A 16396-nucleotide genomic window follows, 5' to 3' on the forward strand; every position below is an offset into this window, starting at 1 on the left:
CCGAGAAACCAGCCGGAGGGTTGCCCGGCAACCAGGCCAGCGAGCTAGCCCCGCAAGCGGGCCCGGAGCCGGCCCGGCAAGCGGAAGCGAAGCCGGCCCGCGGCAGTTGACCCGGGAATACCAGCGCGGAATCCGTCCGAGCAAAGTCGGCCGGCGGCAGCCAGCCCACGCAAGCGAGCCCACGCAAGCAGCCCACCCAAGCCAGCCCACGCAAGCAGGCCACCGGCAATCAAGACACCCCTAGAACAAATCCCGCCGATCAGCCATATCAAGCTCCTCGCTGATCGCCCGCGGCGCGGAGATCACCATGCACCTCCCACCCCGCGCAAGCAAGACCCCCCGCACAGCGTCGACAATCCCCTCCACCCGCTCCAACCCGAGCGACCCCGGCAACACCGCATGCACAACCCCCCGCCCAGCCGACCCCCGCACCGGCACCGGCATCCCCGCCACGTCCCGCAAAGCGAACACCGCCGCCTGGAGATCCGCCGTCGGCACCGCGATGCGCAGCGCCACATCGCCGTGGCCGAACGGGTAGCGGCCCCACCACGGCGGTGCAAGGGGCGACGCGGTGGCGTGGTCGCCGAAGGCTTTCTGCAGGCGGGCGGCGCGGTCCGCCACCTCGTCCGGGTCGCCTTCGAGCAGCACCGCAAGGACTCCCGTCGGCGGCGTTGCGGAGAGGTCGACCTCGATGGCGCTCGGGGTCACGTGCCGGGCCGCCGTTGCCTGGACGAGGTCGTTGATGTCGCGGGGTGTCGTGACCGGCGCGGCGACCCAGCGGCGCGCGGCCGGGAGCGGTTCGAGGCGTACGTGGGCCGACAGGATGATGCCGTCGATCTCCGCGATGCCGGGGCGGCCGTTCTCGCCGTCCGAGGTGGCCGCTTCGCCGTCCCTGGTCACGTACGCGATGTGGTTGACCTGGTCGGCAGCCGTGCCGAAGCGGTGGCGCAGCGGTCCTGTCTCATTGAGGGCGAGCATGCCGCCGAGGGTGGCCGACGGCGATGGCGGGTCGGCGGCGAGGCGCCGGCCGCGCAGGGCGAGGGCCGCCTGGACGGCTTTGACCGGCGTGCCGGCACCGATCTCCGCTGTCATCCCGCGCATGTCGTGGTGCCAGATGCCGTCGAGGCGGCGGGTGTCCAGCAGCAGGTCGACCCCGGGCGGTGGGGTGCCCCAGTCGAGTTTGGACCCGGAGCCGCGGGCGATGACCCCGAGGCCGCGTTCGGCTGCCAGGCGCATCGTGTCGGCGACGGCGTGGGTGGTCGCGGGGGCTGCCACGAAACTGGCCAGCCGACCGGCGACCGCGTCGGCTGCGCCCGCTCTCCGGGCGAAGTCCGGACCGCAGATGTCGATCAATGCTCGGAGCAACGGCTCACGTGCGGGCAGATCCGTCCCCATCACACCCCCCGCCATTGATCACTGTAGGAGATCGTCCACTCTGGCATATCGTACACATGTTCGAATGCGCCGGGGAGACCCACCATCGGGGCGAAGTAGCGGTCCGTCCTGGACGCCTCTCACCTGCCCGGTAACGTGGTCAGGCGTGACGACCGAGATGCCCACGACCCCGCCGGCGGTACGCCAGGTGCCCACCGAGCGCACCTTTCACGGCGACACCGTGACGGACGAGTTCTTCTGGCTCGCCGAGAAGGAGAACCCGGACACGATCGCGTACCTGAAGGCGGAGAACGCCTGGACGCAGAAGGCGACCGCGCATCTGGAGGGCCTGCAGAACACGATCTTCGAGGAGATCAAGGGCCGCACCCAGGAGACGGACCTGTCGGTGCCGCAGCGCAAGGGCGGCTACTGGTATTACACGCGCACGGTCGAGGGCAAGCAGTACGGGATCCAGTGCCGCGTGGCGGCCGCGCCCGGCCAGGTGGATCCGCCCGCCACGGGTGACGGCGCGCCGCTGCCCGGCGAGGAGGTGCTGCTGGACGGGAACCAGCTGGCCGAGGGGAAGGACTTCTTCGCGCTGGGCACGTTCGACGTCACGCCCGACGGCAACCGGCTCGCGTACTCGGTGGACTTCGACGGCGACGAGCGGTTCGTGCTCAAGGTCAAGGATCTGCGTACCGGCGAGACGCTGGCCGACGAGATCCCGGACACGTTCTACGGCAGCGCGTGGTCCGCGGACGGCTCGACCCTGTTCTACATCACGGTCGACGACGCCTGGCGGCCGCATCGGGTGTGGCGGCACACCGTCGGGCAGCCGGCGTCCGACGACGTGATCGTCTACGAGGAGGCCGACGAGCGGTTCTGGGTCGGTGTCGAGCTCTGCCGCAGCGAGAAGTTCATCGTCATCGACGCGAACAGCAAGGTCACTTCAGAGGTACGGGTCATCGCCGCCGACCGCCCCACGGCCGAGCCGGCGGTGATCCGGGAACGCGTGCAGGGCGTCGAGTATTCGATCGAGCACCACGGCCACCGCTTCCTCGTCCTGCACAACGAGAACGCCGAGGACTTCGCGCTGGCGTACACGTCGGTGGACAATCCGGGCGACTGGGTGGAGCTGATCCCGCACACGCCGGGCACCCGGCTCGAGTCGGTCGACGCGTTCCAGCGGCACCTGGTCGTCTCGCTGCGCCGCGACGGGCTCACCGGGCTGCGGGTGATCACCGACGGCAGCACCGACGCGTACGACATGGAGTTCCCGGAGCCGCTCTACAGCGTGGGCCTGTCGGGAAACCCGGAGTACGACACCAACCTCGTGCGGATCACGTACACGTCCATGGTCACCCCGGATTCCGTGTACGACGTGGACCTGATCACCCGTGCGATGGTGCTGCGTAAGCGCAAGGCGGTGCTCGGCGACTTCGACCCGACCGCGTACGAGCAGTTCCGCGAGTGGGCGGTGGCCGACGACGGCACGCGCGTGCCGATCTCGGTCGTGGCGCGCAAGGGCACCCCGCGCAACGGTTCGGCGCCCCTGCTGCTGTACGGCTACGGCTCGTACGAGATCAGCATGGACCCGTACTTCTCCATCGCCCGCCTCTCGCTGCTGGACCGCGGCATGGTCTACGCGATCGCCCACGTCCGCGGCGGCGGCGAGATGGGCCGCCGGTGGTACGAGGACGGCAAGATGCTGTCCAAGAAGAACACCTTCACCGACTTCGTGGCCTGCGCGCGGGCCCTGGTGCGGGCGTCCTGGACCAGCCACGACCGAATCGTGGCCCGGGGCGGCTCGGCGGGCGGCCTGCTGATGGGCGCGATCGCGAACCTGGCCCCGGAGGCGTTCGCCGGCATCGTCGCCCAGGTCCCGTTCGTGGACCCGCTGACGTCCATCCTGGACCCGTCCCTGCCGTTGACGGTCACGGAGTGGGAGGAGTGGGGCAATCCGCTGGAGAACGCGGACGTCTACGCGTACATGAAGTCGTACAGCCCGTACGAGAACGTCGCGAAGCTGAAGTACCCCGCGATCCTCGCCGTGACCAGCCTGAACGACACCCGCGTGCTGTACCACGAGCCGGCGAAGTGGATCGCACGGCTGCGCGCGACGGCGCCCGACGGGTCGTACCTGCTCAAGACCGAGATGGGCGCCGGCCACGGCGGCCCGAGCGGCCGCTACGACTCCTGGAAGGAGGAGGCGTTCGTGACCGCCTGGATCCTCGGCACGGTCGGCCTGGCCTGATTTCGCCGGCGGGCCCGCCCCCGTTCGACCGGGCCCGCCGCCGTCATCCGGCCCGGAGTTCCTCGAGGTCCGTGCTCGATCGCAGGACCAGCAGACCGAACCCCGCGACGATCACCATGGCGAGAAACGCTCCGCCGCCGAGCAGGGCCAACGTCTCCACGGGTACGGGCACAGCCACCGTCACCGCGTGAGGGGGATTGAGCACCTCGACCGGCTCCCCCGTGCCCGCCTGACAAGCCGCGTCACAGATGTAGGTGCTCGAGTTCCCCACTGTGGCCTCCGTGCCCATCAGCCGCGCTATGCCGAGCCCGGAGCCGAGCGCGAGCAGCAGCGCCGGAACGAGCGGCGTGAGCGTGTGCCACAGCACCGCCTCGGAAAGCGTGAGGCGTGGCACCCCGACCGCGGTCATCGCCGCATATGCGCGTCGCCGTGCCACGATGCTCTCGGCGAGCGTCACCAGCACCCCCGCGGCCGCGACGGTCATCCCGACGCCGACCGCCACCATGACCAGATCGATGGCCCCGACGTAGAAGCCCTCGTCCGCGGCGAAGCCCGCCCCCGAGTCGCCGCCGGCCGCCTGGTTGTACAGCTCGACGGCACGGAAGTCGGTCTGCACCTTGGCGCGATAACCGAGGGCGATGGCACCGGCGACCACGCCTGCGAGCAGGGCGGCGAGCGTACGGCTGCCGCTCCACGGGTCGCCGGTCAGTCGCCGCCCCGCGAGCAGCATGGCCGGGCGGGTCCCGAAGCGGCGGAGCAGGCGCCCGGTGGTGTGGCCGATCCAGCCGGTGCCGAGCACGACGCCCAGCATGGTGAGCGCCACGCCCGCCGACAGGATCGTCGTCAGGACGGTGCCGCCGATCGACCCCAGCCACCTGGGCAGCGCGAAGAGCAGCAGGCCGGCGACGATCAGCACTCCCGGCCAGGGCAGCGGTCCGCGGGTGCGGATCCGCCGGACGACGCCGAGCGGGCTGATCACGACCCGGCGCAGCAGGACCGTCCCGACCAGGCCGGCGATCACCGGGACGGTCAGCAGGACGACGGCGATGGGCACCGGTGGCGGCAGCACGTCGGTCGGCAGCAGGAGCATGCCCTCGGCGTCCCGGCGCTCGAGGATCTCCCGCAGGAGCAGGAAGCCACCGAACCCCGCGATCGAGCCCAGTAGCGCCGCCGCGATCGTCTCCGCGCCGGCGATCAGCACGGTCTGACCCGGGGTGGCGCCGGCCAGGCGGATGGCGGCGAGACGCCGGTCGCGGGCCGGGGCGCCCAGCCGGATGCACTGCCCGGCGAGCGCCAGGGCGGGCATGGCGAGCAACATCAGGGCGGTGGCGACTCCGGGCCGCAGACCGCTCTCGGCCAGCAGGGCACTGCTGTACCGCTCGGCTTCGCCCTGGATCGCGACGACCGTCGCGGCGGCGAGGAGGGTGACCGCGGCCAGGGCGGCGCTGAGTGCGGTCAGCACCGTACGCAGACGGTCGGTCCGGTTTCCCGCCACCGCGAGCCGCAGCAGCGTGGCCGGCCTCATGCGCGGGCTCCGAGTCCCAGGCCGCTGGTGTCGACCACGCCGTCGCGCAGGACGATCTCGCGTTCGGCGTACGCGGCGATCTGCGCTTCGTGGGTGACCAGCACGACGGACGTGCCCTGTTCGCGGGCGATGTGCACGATCTCCCTCAGCACCTGCTCGCCGGTGAGCACGTCCAGCGCGCCGGTCGGTTCGTCGGCGAAGAGCACCTTCGGCTCGGTGACCAGCGCCCTCGCCACCGCACAGCGCTGCTGCTGGCCACCGGACATCGTGCCCGGCAGCTGGTCGGCGAGTTCGCCGACGCCGAACCGGCCGAGCCACATCGTCGCGGCCCTGCGCGCCTCCCGCCGGCGCGCACCGGCGAGGAGCAGCGGCAGGGCGACGTTCTCGGCCGCGGTCAGCTCCGGCACGAGCTGACCGAACTGGAACAGCATCCCGAAATCGGTACGTCGCAGCCGCGACCGCGCGCCTTCGGTCCACTGGGCGATGTCCTGGTCGCGATAGTGCACCTCGCCCGAGTCCACGCGCAGAATGCCGGCGAGGCAGTGCAGCAACGTCGACTTGCCGCACCCGCTGGGTCCGGTGACGGCGACGATCTCCCCCTCGCCGATCTCGATGTCCACGCCCCGCAGGGCCGGCGTCGGGCCGTACGCACGATGGAGTGCTGAGCCCCTAAGCAGAGCGTTCATGCGTTCACCTCTCGATGCAGCTCGGCGACGCGCAGCAGGGTGACCTGCAACCATCGCAGGTCGGCGTCCAGGTGGGCGATGGCGTAGTCGGCGGCCGCGATGTCCGAGACGGTCGCGGACCGGTCGGTCTTCACGGCGGTCAGCTCCCGCAGCCGGGCGGTGTGCGCGGCGCGCTGGGCGACGAGGTAGTCGGTCGTCGTGCCGCTGTCGGTGACCAGCAGGCTCACCACGACCTTGGCGAAGAGCGTGCTGGTCACGTACGGGGCGGGGGGCTCGACGCTGGTCAGCCACTCGGTGAGCCGGGCCCGGCCGGCGTCGGTGAGGGCGTACGAGGTGCGGTCGGGCCCGCCCTCGCGGTCCTGTCCGTGCTGCTCAACGAAGCCGTCCCGCTCGAGCCGTCCGAGGGTCGAGTAGACCTGCCCGTACGCCAGCGGCTTGGCCTGGGGGAGCCGCTCGTCGTGGGCACGCTTGAGGTCGTACCCGTGCCGGGGGCCGGCGGCGAGCAGCCCCAGCAGCACGTGCGACGTCGACATGGCGCGTACTATTCACCGAGTGAATAGCCGCGTCAAGCGGTCAGCTGCGTCGCAGGGCCACCACGGCGATGTCGTCCGCCTGCTCGCCCGCCCCCGCGAGCTGCGCCAGCAACCGCTGGCAGAACGCGTCCAGGCTCGGCTCGACCTCGCTCGCGCACGCGGCCAGCGCCGAGAGACCCACGTCGATGTCGCTGTCCCGGCGCTCGATCAGGCCGTCGGTGTAGAGGACCAGCGTGCCGCCGCGCGGGATCACGAACTCCATGTCCTCCGGGCGCGACGCGTTGATGCCCAGCAGCGGTCCGCGCTGGTTGATGAAGCGGGCCCCGGTCGTCGCGACGTGCATCAGCGGCGGGAGGTGGCCCGCGCTCGCCATCCTGATCCGGCCCGAGTCCGGTTCCAGGGTGAGCAGGCACAGGGTCGCCGACTCCGTCGGCAGGACCGTGCGCATGAAGCGGTTGACCAGTTCGAGGACGGCGCCCGGCGGGTGACCCTCCACCGCGTACGCGCGGACCGCGTGGCGCAGCTCCGCCATCACCGTCGCCGCGTGCAGGGAGTGGCCCGCCACGTCGCCGATCGCCACCAGGAGGCGGCCGTCCAGCATGGTGAGCTCGTAGAAGTCGCCGCCGACCTCGGTCTGGGCGCCGGCCGGCTCGTAGCGCACCGCCAGTTCGAGACCCGGCACGTCCGGGAGGCGGGACTGCAGCAGGCTGCGTTGCAGCGTGACCGCGATGCGGTGCTCCTCGTCGTACGAGCGCTGGGCCTCCACCGCCGCCGCGACCGCCTGGGCGAGCTGGCGCAGCACCGGGAAGCCCGGTGTCTGGGAGCTGCTCGGCACCGCCACGTACGCCGGGGTGCGGTCGGCGCGGAGCTTCGCCGAGGCCACCGCGACGGATTCCTGCTCCGGCCACTCGGTGAGGTTCCATGCCGAGGGCTGCTCCGTGCGTACGGTCGAACCCACCGCCGTCTCGTGGTGCTCGACCGTCCAGGGCCGCACGACGGCGATCCCGCCGGTGGCGACGGCGGCCAGGCCGTCGCCGTCCGCGGTCTCGGCGACGACCACCACCGGGCCGCCGAAGATCTGGTACGCCCCGTCCGCCGCCGCCTGGAGCAGGCCCACCAGTGTCGACGCGGAGTTGATCGCGAGCGTGGTCTCGGCCAGCTTGACCATGCGGGCGGCGAGCGACTCGGCGCGCTGCCGGGCGCGGTAGTAGCGCAGCACCGCCTGGGCCGTCGCGATGAGCTCGTCGGGCTCGATCGGCTCCACCAGGTACGCGTCCGCACCCCGGTTCAGCCCTTGGGTGCGGTCGACCACGTCCACGGCGTGCGCCGACACGTGGATCACCGGCAGGACGCCGTACCCGGGATCGGACTTGATCCGCTCGCACACCTCGAAGCCGCTCATGTCCGGCAGCTTCACGTCCAGCACGACCAGATCCACCTCGGTACGCCCGAGCAGCGTCAGCGCGGCGCCGCCGGTCTCCGCCTCGACCACCGTGAACCCGGCCCGAGTCAGCCAGCTCACCAGGAGGTACCTCTTGGTGGCGCTGTCGTCGACCACCAGGACGGTGGCCGGTGTCATGGCGACACCGGCAGGGAGACGACGAAGGTGCTGCCCTCGCCGGGAGTGGAGGTGACCCGCATGGCGCCGCCCAGGATACCGACGAGCCGCCGCGCGTAGGGCAGTCCGAGCCCGGTGCCCTTGCCGCTCAGCGCCGTGCTGCCGGGCACCTGGTAGAACTCCTCGAAGATGCGTTCGTGCAGCTCAGGGGGGATGCCGGTGCCGGTGTCGGCCACCGTGAACTCGACGTCGTCGCCGTTGCGCGCCACGCTGAGCCGCACCGATCCCTCCGCGGTGAACTTGATCGCGTTGGTCAGCAGGTTCCGCAGGATCTGGGCGAGCAGCACCTCGTCGCAGCGCAGCCGGGGCACCGCCGGCTCCTCGACCACGAACTCGACCTCGGGCCGGGTGGCGAGCGGCCGCAGGGTGCCACGGAGCTGACCGAAGACCGCCTTGAGATCCACATCGGACCAGTTCGGCTCGATCCGGCCGGCCTCCGCCTTCGCCAGGTCCAGCAGGTCGTTGACGAGCGACAGCAGGTCCGCCGCGGAGGACCGGATCAGCTCGACCTGGCGGGACTGCTCCTCGGTGAGCTCGTCGCTCGACTGGTCGGTGAGCAGCCGGCCCAGCCCGATGATGGCGGTGACCGGGGCGCGCAGCTCGTGGCTGACGTTCGCCAGGAAGCGGCTCTTCGCCTCGCTGGCCGCGCGGAGCTGCACCGACTTCTCGTCCAGCTCGGCGTAGAGGGCTACGACGCCCCGATTGGTCTCCTCCAGCTCGTCGGAGAGCTGGTGGTACAGGGCCATCACGCCGCGGTTTGTCTCCTCCAGCTCGGCGTTGAGCCGGGCGAGGTCGTCCCGCTGCGCCCGCACCTCGTCGAGGGCGGCGATGAGCTGCTGGTTCTGCAGCGTGAGCTCGTCGAACGGCGTACCCGGCACGTGGCCGGCGAGTCGGTCGCGGATCTCGTCCATACGGTCCGGGGTCAGGGCCGGTGAGCTCGGCGGCAGACGTCGAGACATCCGCACGACCGTACCGGTCGCCCCATCCCCCACCTCCATCGTGTCGACCAGGCGGCTCACCTGGGTCAGCTGCGGGCGCAGCCGGGCACCGTCGCCGGGCACCGGATGTGCCATCTCCACCTGCAGAGTAGGTACCCCGTCGACCGTCGTCGTGAACGCCACGTCCGTATCGCGTCCGGCGGCGACCAGTAACCGGCCGACTTCGCTCAGCGCCGTGGCCAGCCGGGTCTGGTCCTGCGACTCGAAGCCCATCTCCCGGGCCACCTCGCGGCCGAGCTGGCGGACGGCGAAGACGTCCTGCTCCACCCGGATCCGCATCCGCATCAACGGTTCGCGGTTCATGGCAACCGCGCTACGAGCACGCCCGCATCGTCGCGGCGGGTGCCGGCGTCGCGGAGCACCGTCGCCGCGACGACTTGGGGTGAATGCGACAGCAGGTCGGGATAGTCGGCGGGGTTCCAGCGGTCGACCACACCGTCGGAGTGCATGAGCACCACCGCCCCGGGCGCCAGCGGGTACTCGTACTCGCGGATCTGCCGCCGCTGGTGCCCTGCGATGCCGGGCAGCGAGACCATGCCGCGGCGTCCGCCGTCCGGCGCCAGGACCGTGCCCGAGATGTTTCCGAGGCCCGCATAGCGGACCTGACCCCGTGCCGGGTCGAGCTCGGCGATCGCGAGGGCGGCTCCGCGGGTGTGTCCGAGCGTACGGTGCAAGGTGTCCAGGAGCGCAGCCGGCGGCGCGGCGGCCGCGGCGGAGAAGACGCGTACGGCCTCCTGCGCCGCCGCGTGGGCGAGGCGCCCGTGCCCGAGGCCGTCGCAGACCATCACCTGGCGCCGGCCGTCGATATCCCGGAAGGCGTACCCGTCCCCGCACACCGGTTCGCCGGTCAACGGGCGGGTGAGCCCGGCGGCCCAGGCCGGCTCGGGAGGCGTCCCGGGCCAGATCTGCGCGGCGAGCACCGTGCCGCGGCCGGGGACCGAGTGCAGATCGCTCCAGCTCGCCTGGCGGACGATGGCGCCGAGGCCGATGCCGAGAGTGCCGGCGGTGGAGTGCCCGTCGCCCACGGATCGGCGTACGTCCGCCATGCCCGGGCCCCGGTCGATGGCGATGATCTCCACGCCGGCCAGGTCGTCGGCGCGGACCGCACGCAGCAGCAGCATTCCCTCGTCGGCGTGCTTGACGAGGTTGCCCGCGGTCTCCGCGACCACGATCGAGAGGTCGGCGATCCGCAGCTCCGGCATGCCGAGTTCGATGGCGAGACGTTCTGCGGCTCGGCGGGCGGCGGCGGCTGTACCGGCGGCCTCCACCCGGAACCAGACCCCCCCGTCGAGAAGCCCCTCGGGTAGTGACGCCACCGCGCCTCCGCTCATCGGCACCACTTGGTCACGCTGATGGTCGTACCCCGGCCGACCGCCGTGTCGATGTCGAACTCGTCGACCAGCCGGCGGGCACCGCTGAGCCCGAGGCCCAGGCCGCCGCCGGTCGTGTAGCCGTCGGTCAGCGCCAGGTCGAGATCCGCGATACCCGGCCCCTGATCGGCGAAAACGATGCGGATGCCGGAGCGTCGTCCGTTGTCCACCCGGGTCACCTCGACGGTGCCCCCACCGCCGTAGACGAGCGTATTGCGGGCGAGTTCACTCGCGGCGGTGACCAGCTTGGTCTGGTCCACCAGCGACAGCTTCACCGCCACCGCGACCGTACGCACCAGCTGGCGGACCCGGACGACATCCTGGTCGGAGCTGACCGTGATCCGCTCGGCGCCGTCGGTCATGGCGCGGTGACCGTGGGTTCGTCGGCGTCGTCGTCGAGGTCATCGCTCTCGTCCTCGTACCGTTCCCGGGCCAGCAGCTCCATGCCCAGCTCGACGTTGAGCGCCGTGCGGATGCCCGGCAGCGAGAGCCCGAGCTCCACCAGGGTGATCGCGACCGCGGGCCGCATGCCCACGACGACGGTCTCGGCGTCGAGGACGCGGGAGATGGAGGCGATGGTGGCCAGGGTCCGTCCCACGAACGAGTCGACGATGTCCAGCGCGCTGATGTCGATGATCACGCCGTGGCAACCGGTCGCCACGATCCGGTCGGCCAGGTTCTCCTGCAGCTGCAGGGCGACCTGGTCCTCCATGTCGATCTGGATGGAGACCAGAAGGATGTCGCCGATCTTCAGGATCGGCACGCGGTCCATCGGCTCAGCCCTCCCGGCGCGCGGACTTCTGCGGGACCTTGTCACCCATCTTGCGCAGCACGTGCCGGAGAGCATCCGCAAGCGAGGACTTCGTCGCGATGTCGCCGAACTCGATGCCGAGCGCCACGATCGTCTGGGCGATCTGGGGGCGGATGCCGGAGATGATGCAGTCGGCACCCATCAGCCGAGCGGCCACCACGGTCTTGAGGATGTGCTGCGCGACCTGGGTGTCGACCGCGGGGACGCCGGTGATGTCGATGATCGCGTACGGCGAGCCGGTGTCGACCAGGGTCTGCAGCAGGCGCTCCATGACCACCTGGGCGCGGGCCGAGTCGAGCGTGCCGACCAGCGGTACTGCGACCACACCCTCCCACAGCTTGACTACCGGGGTGGAGAGCTCGAGCAGCTGCTCGGCCTGGTCGGCGATGAGTTCCTCGCGCGCCCGCGCGTAGCTGTCGAAGGTGAAGAGGCCGGCCCGGTCGACGAACGCCGAGAAGGCCACGTACGTCCGCAGCGCGTCCGCGTCGTCGCCGAGGATCTTGAGGACCGCTTCCTTGAGCGCGAAGACGCTCACGGCGGTCTCGGTGGCCGAGAAGCCCTGCCGCGCGCGGGTGGTGGAGAGCTCGCTGAGCTGGGCCCGGAGCTCCGCCGCGGCGTCGTCGTTGATCTCCTCGGCACCGCCGCCGAGCGCGGACTGGAAGCCCTTCTGCAGCTCGAGCGTCTGCCGCTGGAGCTCGACGTGGCTGAGCCGGCCACGGAGCGACGCCGCGATCGCGTCGGTCCACGACGAGACGATCGTGCCCTCGTGCTCGTGCAGCAGGTCGGCGAAGCGACTGCCCTCGTCCGAACTGAGCCCCACCGCTGCCTCCTGTGACCTCCGCCGAACCGGACCTGCCGCAGGTCGCGGGCAGCCGGAGCGGACTTTACCATCGGGACCCGCTGTTACTTGTTGTCGGCCAACTAATATCCCATGGTCAGCCGGTCTCCCCGTTCTGCGGATCCCCCGCCGCGTGGAGTAACGTTCTGGCCATAACTGGGAGGTCCTGAATGTCCCTGACGGTACAAACGGAACAGCGCGGCGACGTGGTCGTCGTGTCGGTGGCCGGTGAGCTCGACATGGCTACCGCTCCCCAACTGCAGGATCAGATCAGCGACCTGCTGGAGAAGGGCCGCACGCGCCTGGTCTTCGACCTGGCCGAGGTCTCGTTCTGCGACTCCACCGGGCTGTCCGTCTTCGTCCGCGCCAAGAACAGCACCGACGACGCCGGCGGCGTGGTCCGGCTGGCCGCACCGCAGCGCGGGGTGCTGCGCATCCTCGAGGTCTCCGGGCTGGTCGAGGTGCTGCACACCTACCCGACGGTGGACGAGGCCGTGACGGCCGAGGAGCCGGCGCTCGACTGAAGCTTTATGGGGCCGAACGGCGTAGTTTGTCGCGGAACGGTCGAGGGCAAGTGCTGCCTCCGAACCCCCCGGCTCTCTCCGCAGGAGTGCATGTGACATCGATGCTCAAAGGCTTCAAAGACTTCATCATGCGCGGCAACGTCGTCGACCTCGCGGTCGGCATCGTCATCGGCGCCGCCTTCACCGCCGTGGTCACCTCGTTCACCAACGCGTTCCTCAAGCCACTGATCCAGCTCATGAGCGGCGGCACCGGGCTGGACGCAGGCAAACCGAAGATCCGGGGTGTTGAGTTCGACATCCCGGGGTTTCTCAACGCGGTCATCACCTTCCTCCTGACCGCTGCGGTGCTGTATTTCCTCGTGGTCTACCCGCTGAACAAGCTGGCGGAGCGGCGCAGGCGGGGCGAGGAGCCGCCGCCGGCAGCGCCGAGCGAGGAGGTCAAGCTGCTGACCGAGATCCGCGACGCCCTGGTCCGGCAGCAGGTCGCGCCGGGAGCGGTGAACGACATCCTCGGCCGGCACCAGGAACCGCCGCGCTGATCTCTTTCGGAAAAGATCAACCCACCCGGCGCTGTTCGAACAGATGTTCGATACAGTGCCGGGATGGAGCAGCGTAAGCACTGGTGGAACGGCAGATGGGGACGCGTCGCCCGCAAGGACGTGTATCTGCGGACGAGCGGCGACCAGTGGTACGTGGAGCAGCGCGCGGGCGGCGCGGACGGGGTCTCCCACTTCTTCGAGTACGACAGCGAGGACGCCGCGCTGGACATGGTCCGCGCCCTGCTGACCGGTGCCGACGACTGGCGTGAACTGTCGGTACGACCGCGCGAGCGCTGAGCCGGCTCAGGCGGCCCGGCGCCCGCCACCCGGCGGCTCGTGTGCCGCGGTGGCCGGCCCGCCCGGCACCAGGCGCAGCCTCGGGGTGCGCAGGGGCGCCCCGGCCTCACCCTGCTCCTGCACCAGGTGCCAGCGCTCGCCGATCCCGGACCGGTTGCCGGGCGGCTCGGCCGGATCGCCGGCGACCCGCGGCAGGGCCACCACGATCAGGTAACCGAGGATCACGAAGCCGTGGCTGACCAGGCGGGTGCCGTCGACCCGGGCCGCCGAGAGGTCGTTGACCGACAGCAGCAGGAGCATCCCCACGAACGCGGTGAGCATCGGGACCAGGCCGGTCGGCCGGCTGCGCCGCAGCGCGATGAAGAGGAAGCCCGCGCCGACGGCCACGTTCCACGCCGCGGACTCGTGCCACAGGTGCCCGGGGGTCGCGTCCGCGCCCGCGTGCACGTGCAGGCTGCCGCTGCCGCCGCCGACCTGGTTCAGCCCGAGAATGAGCTGCACGGCACCCACCGCGGCCAGGGCCACGTAGAGCGCCGCGGTCGCCCGCACCCGCCACGGGGCCCGGGCGGGCGGCACGGGCGGCAGCGCCGCGAGGATCGCATCGCTGAGGTCGGGGACGTCCGTGACCGCGCCCGTACGGGTCAGCCGGTTGACCGCGGCGGCCCGATCGAGCCACTCCCGGCAGCCGGCACACCCGGCCAGGTGCTCGTCGACCCGGTCACGATCGGCCGGATCGTCCTCGCCGTCCAGTTGCGCGGACAGCATCTCGCGCCACCGTTCACACGCCATGTACCCATAGTCGCTCGTCGCGGCTGCAGGGTTCCCGGCGCGGACCGGCTTTCGGCGCGTCAGGGCAGGCCAGGCCGTTGCACGGAGGGGCCTTCCTGGCCGCCCGTGCCGCCCATGAGGCGCTTACGCTCGCGGAAGGCGCGCAGGTTCGCGGTGTTGCCGCAGGTGCTCACGTCGTGCCAGACGCCGCTGTTGTTGCGCGAGGTGTCGAAGAAGGCCGCCCGGCACTCGACGTTGTTGCAGAGCTTGAGGCGGGGCCAGAGGCCGGCCTGCTGCGCGAGCAGGGCCTCCGCCCAGAGGGCCGACGCCAGCCAGCGGGTGCCCCGACCCGAGGGGATCATCCGGACCCATCCCTCGGCGTCCGGCACCAGGGTCACCGGCACGTCCGCGGGTGGCAGCGCGTCGTCCTGGCTCGGACCCCGGCCGCTGCCGGCCAGGATCACGCCCTCGAACGTCGTACGCAGGCGGCGCAGCGAGCGCATATCGGTGGACGACAGCAGGATGACGGGCGCGGGGAGCCCGGCCACGCGCGACCAGGTGGCCAGCGCGTCGCTCAGCCAGCGCTGGGCGTCGTCCGGCGACGCGAGCAGATCCGGCGCGTAGGACATGGTCGCCCGGGTGTTGATCAAGTCCTGCAGGAGGGCGAGGCCGGCGGGCGCCTCGCGTACGCCGTGCCGGGCACTTGCCTTCCATGACATAGGCGAAGGGTACTTGATTCTTTTTCACGCCCACATCCACCGGTCGCCCGATCGCACCCGCACCTGCGCCGTACGCTGCGCATTCGCCTCCTGACGCCCTGTTGATCATCTGGAGAATCGGTACTTGAATTAACTATTAGAGTTGTTAACCTTGTGTCCAGTTACATCGATGACAGAAGATATCTGGCAGCGGCCGCCATCCCCTCGATCCCCACTTCACTGCGAGGAACCGACATGGTTCGACAACCGCTCCGGCGTGCCCTGGCCACGGCCGCGGGCCTGTTCACCGCCGCCGCCACCCTGGTCGCGCCGGCCGCGCCCGCCGCCGCAGCCACCCCCTTCAAGGTCCTGGCCTTCTACAACGGCACCTGGGACGCCGCGCACATCGACTTCGACAAGGAAGCTCGCGACTGGTTCCCCCGCGCCGGCGCCCAGTACGGCTTCACCTGGGAGTCCACCACCGACTGGAACCGGCTGAACGCGACCGATCTGGCCGCGTACAAGGTGATCATGTTCCTCGACGACGGCCCGCCGGCGTCGCGCCGGGCCGCCTTCCAGCAGTACATGGAGAGCGGCGGCGCCTGGATGGGCTTCCACGTCAGCGCCTTCACCACCGACGCGAACTCCTGGAGCTGGTACCACAACACGTTCCTGGGCTCGGGCAACTTCCAGACCAACACCTGGGGGCCGACCGCGGAGACGCTGCGCATCGAGGACCGCAACCACCCATCCACGGCCGGGCTACCGGCGACCATCCAGTCCTCGGTGAGCGAGTGGTACTCGTGGAGCCGCGACCTGCGCCAGAACCCTGACATCGACGTGCTCGCCTCGATCGACGCGTCCAGCTTCCCGGTCGGCACCGACCCGAACCAGCAGTGGCGCAGCGGCTACTACCCGCTGATCTGGACCAACCGCAACTACAAGATGCTGTACGCGAACTTCGGTCACAACGCCATGAACTACGAGACCAACACCCGTACCTCGTCCACGTTCGCGAGCGCGCAGCAGAACCAGTGGCTGATCAACGGCCTGCTCTGGCTCGGCGGCGGCGGGACCGGCACACCCGTGCCGACCTGGTACTCCCTCGTCAACAAGAACAGCGGCAAGTGCGTCGACGCCCGCGGCGCCGGCACCACCAGCGGCACGCCGATCCAGCAGTACGCCTGCAACGCCTCGAACGCGCAGCAGTACCAGCTGGCCACGACGAGCGGCGCGTACGTACGCATCAACAACCGCGGCAACAGTGCCCAGGCCCTGGACGTGACCAACGTGTCGACCGCGGACAACGCGCCGATCCAGACGTGGGCGTACTCCGGCGGCGCCAACCAGCAGTGGCAGTCGGTCCCGGAAAGTGACGGCTACTACCACTTCGTCAACCGCAACAGCGGCAAATGCCTGGACGTCCCGGCCGCCTCGACCGCCGACGGCGTGCAGCTCGTCCAATACACGTGCAACGGAACCGCGGCCCAGAGCTTCCGCCTGATCGCCCAGCCCTGAGCCCGCGGCGCGGCCGGCCACCGCGCCGGCCGCGCCGCCACGTGC

The 16396-nt window shown here is 70.9% G+C and carries 17 protein-coding genes; 5 read left to right on the forward strand and 12 right to left on the reverse strand.

Annotation, left to right across the window (positions count from 1 at the left end):
- Window positions 1-240 precede the first annotated feature (240 nt).
- Window positions 241-1395 (reverse strand): FAD-binding oxidoreductase, encoded by a 1155-nt coding sequence (locus ACIBO8_RS33900; RefSeq protein WP_396119513.1) that lies wholly within the window; start codon window positions 1393-1395, stop codon window positions 241-243.
- Window positions 1396-1540: 145 nt separating this feature from the next.
- Here ACIBO8_RS33900 and ACIBO8_RS33905 point away from each other — a divergent pair, with 145 nt between their 5' ends.
- Window positions 1541-3628: a S9 family peptidase gene (locus ACIBO8_RS33905; protein WP_396119514.1), complete on the forward strand. Its 2088-nt coding sequence runs from the start codon at window positions 1541-1543 to the stop codon at window positions 3626-3628.
- A 43-nt stretch (window positions 3629-3671) separates the two neighbouring features.
- Here the strand turns inward: ACIBO8_RS33905 and ACIBO8_RS33910 are convergent, their stop codons facing one another.
- Genes ACIBO8_RS33910 through ACIBO8_RS33950 form a run of 9 tightly spaced genes read right to left on the reverse strand, consistent with a single transcriptional unit; the run spans window position 3672 to window position 11989 of the window.
- Window positions 3672-5153, reverse strand: a complete 1482-nt coding sequence (locus ACIBO8_RS33910) for an FtsX-like permease family protein (protein WP_396119515.1) — start codon at window positions 5151-5153, stop codon at window positions 3672-3674.
- Window positions 5150-5839 carry an ABC transporter ATP-binding protein gene (locus ACIBO8_RS33915; protein WP_396119516.1) on the reverse strand — a complete coding sequence of 230 codons (690 nt, stop codon included), beginning with the start codon at window positions 5837-5839 and terminating at the stop codon, window positions 5150-5152. The genes ACIBO8_RS33910 and ACIBO8_RS33915 overlap by 4 nt, the downstream gene beginning before the upstream one ends.
- Entirely contained in the window at window positions 5836-6372 is a 537-nt protein-coding gene (locus ACIBO8_RS33920; RefSeq protein ID WP_396119517.1) for a PadR family transcriptional regulator, read from the reverse strand. Before ACIBO8_RS33920 ends, ACIBO8_RS33915 begins: the two co-directional genes overlap by 4 nt.
- A gap of 40 nt (window positions 6373-6412) precedes the next feature.
- Window positions 6413-7951, reverse strand: a complete 1539-nt coding sequence (locus tag ACIBO8_RS33925) for a SpoIIE family protein phosphatase (RefSeq protein WP_396119518.1) — start codon at window positions 7949-7951, stop codon at window positions 6413-6415.
- Window positions 7948-9291, reverse strand: coding sequence for a sensor histidine kinase (locus tag ACIBO8_RS33930; protein ID WP_396119519.1), 1344 nt, complete (start codon window positions 9289-9291; stop codon window positions 7948-7950). The genes ACIBO8_RS33925 and ACIBO8_RS33930 overlap by 4 nt, the downstream gene beginning before the upstream one ends.
- A complete protein-coding gene (locus tag ACIBO8_RS33935) occupies window positions 9288-10319 on the reverse strand; it encodes a SpoIIE family protein phosphatase (protein WP_396119520.1) in 1032 nt (343 codons plus the stop codon). Before ACIBO8_RS33935 ends, ACIBO8_RS33930 begins: the two co-directional genes overlap by 4 nt.
- Complete coding sequence (locus tag ACIBO8_RS33940; RefSeq protein WP_396119521.1) at window positions 10316-10720, reverse strand: ATP-binding protein; 405 nt, start codon at window positions 10718-10720, stop codon at window positions 10316-10318. Before ACIBO8_RS33940 ends, ACIBO8_RS33935 begins: the two co-directional genes overlap by 4 nt.
- On the reverse strand, window positions 10717-11130 hold the full coding sequence (locus ACIBO8_RS33945; protein WP_396119522.1) for an STAS domain-containing protein: 414 nt from the start codon (window positions 11128-11130) through the stop codon (window positions 10717-10719). The genes ACIBO8_RS33940 and ACIBO8_RS33945 overlap by 4 nt, the downstream gene beginning before the upstream one ends.
- 4 nt (window positions 11131-11134) lie before the next feature.
- Window positions 11135-11989, reverse strand: a complete 855-nt coding sequence (locus ACIBO8_RS33950) for an STAS domain-containing protein (RefSeq protein ID WP_396119523.1) — start codon at window positions 11987-11989, stop codon at window positions 11135-11137.
- 188 nt (window positions 11990-12177) lie between these two features.
- Here ACIBO8_RS33950 and ACIBO8_RS33955 point away from each other — a divergent pair, with 188 nt between their 5' ends.
- The 3 genes from ACIBO8_RS33955 to ACIBO8_RS33965 all read left to right on the forward strand — a co-directional run bounded on the left by ACIBO8_RS33955 (window position 12178) and on the right by ACIBO8_RS33965 (window position 13367).
- Complete coding sequence (locus ACIBO8_RS33955; protein WP_106126981.1) at window positions 12178-12531, forward strand: anti-sigma factor antagonist; 354 nt, start codon at window positions 12178-12180, stop codon at window positions 12529-12531.
- 101 nt (window positions 12532-12632) lie between these two features.
- The gene (gene mscL, locus ACIBO8_RS33960; RefSeq protein ID WP_396119593.1) at window positions 12633-13070 is read left to right on the forward strand and encodes a large conductance mechanosensitive channel protein MscL; all 438 of its coding nucleotides are present in this window, start codon (window positions 12633-12635) and stop codon (window positions 13068-13070) included.
- Window positions 13071-13133: 63 nt separating this feature from the next.
- Window positions 13134-13367 (forward strand): hypothetical protein, encoded by a 234-nt coding sequence (locus ACIBO8_RS33965; protein ID WP_366152711.1) that lies wholly within the window; start codon window positions 13134-13136, stop codon window positions 13365-13367.
- A gap of 6 nt (window positions 13368-13373) precedes the next feature.
- Here ACIBO8_RS33965 and ACIBO8_RS33970 read toward each other — a convergent pair whose 3' ends face one another.
- Window positions 13374-14156, reverse strand: a complete 783-nt coding sequence (locus ACIBO8_RS33970; RefSeq protein WP_396119524.1) for a zf-HC2 domain-containing protein — start codon at window positions 14154-14156, stop codon at window positions 13374-13376.
- Between the two features lie 59 nt (window positions 14157-14215).
- Complete coding sequence (locus tag ACIBO8_RS33975) at window positions 14216-14854, reverse strand: CGNR zinc finger domain-containing protein (protein ID WP_396119525.1); 639 nt, start codon at window positions 14852-14854, stop codon at window positions 14216-14218.
- Window positions 14855-15088: 234 nt separating this feature from the next.
- Here ACIBO8_RS33975 and ACIBO8_RS33980 point away from each other — a divergent pair, with 234 nt between their 5' ends.
- Window positions 15089-16351 (forward strand): RICIN domain-containing protein, encoded by a 1263-nt coding sequence (locus ACIBO8_RS33980; RefSeq protein WP_396119526.1) that lies wholly within the window; start codon window positions 15089-15091, stop codon window positions 16349-16351.
- Window positions 16352-16396 lie beyond the last annotated feature (45 nt).

Origin of the sequence: Actinoplanes sp. NPDC049681, from assembly GCF_044465265.1 — a bacterium.
Taxonomy (GTDB): domain Bacteria; phylum Actinomycetota; class Actinomycetes; order Mycobacteriales; family Micromonosporaceae; genus Actinoplanes.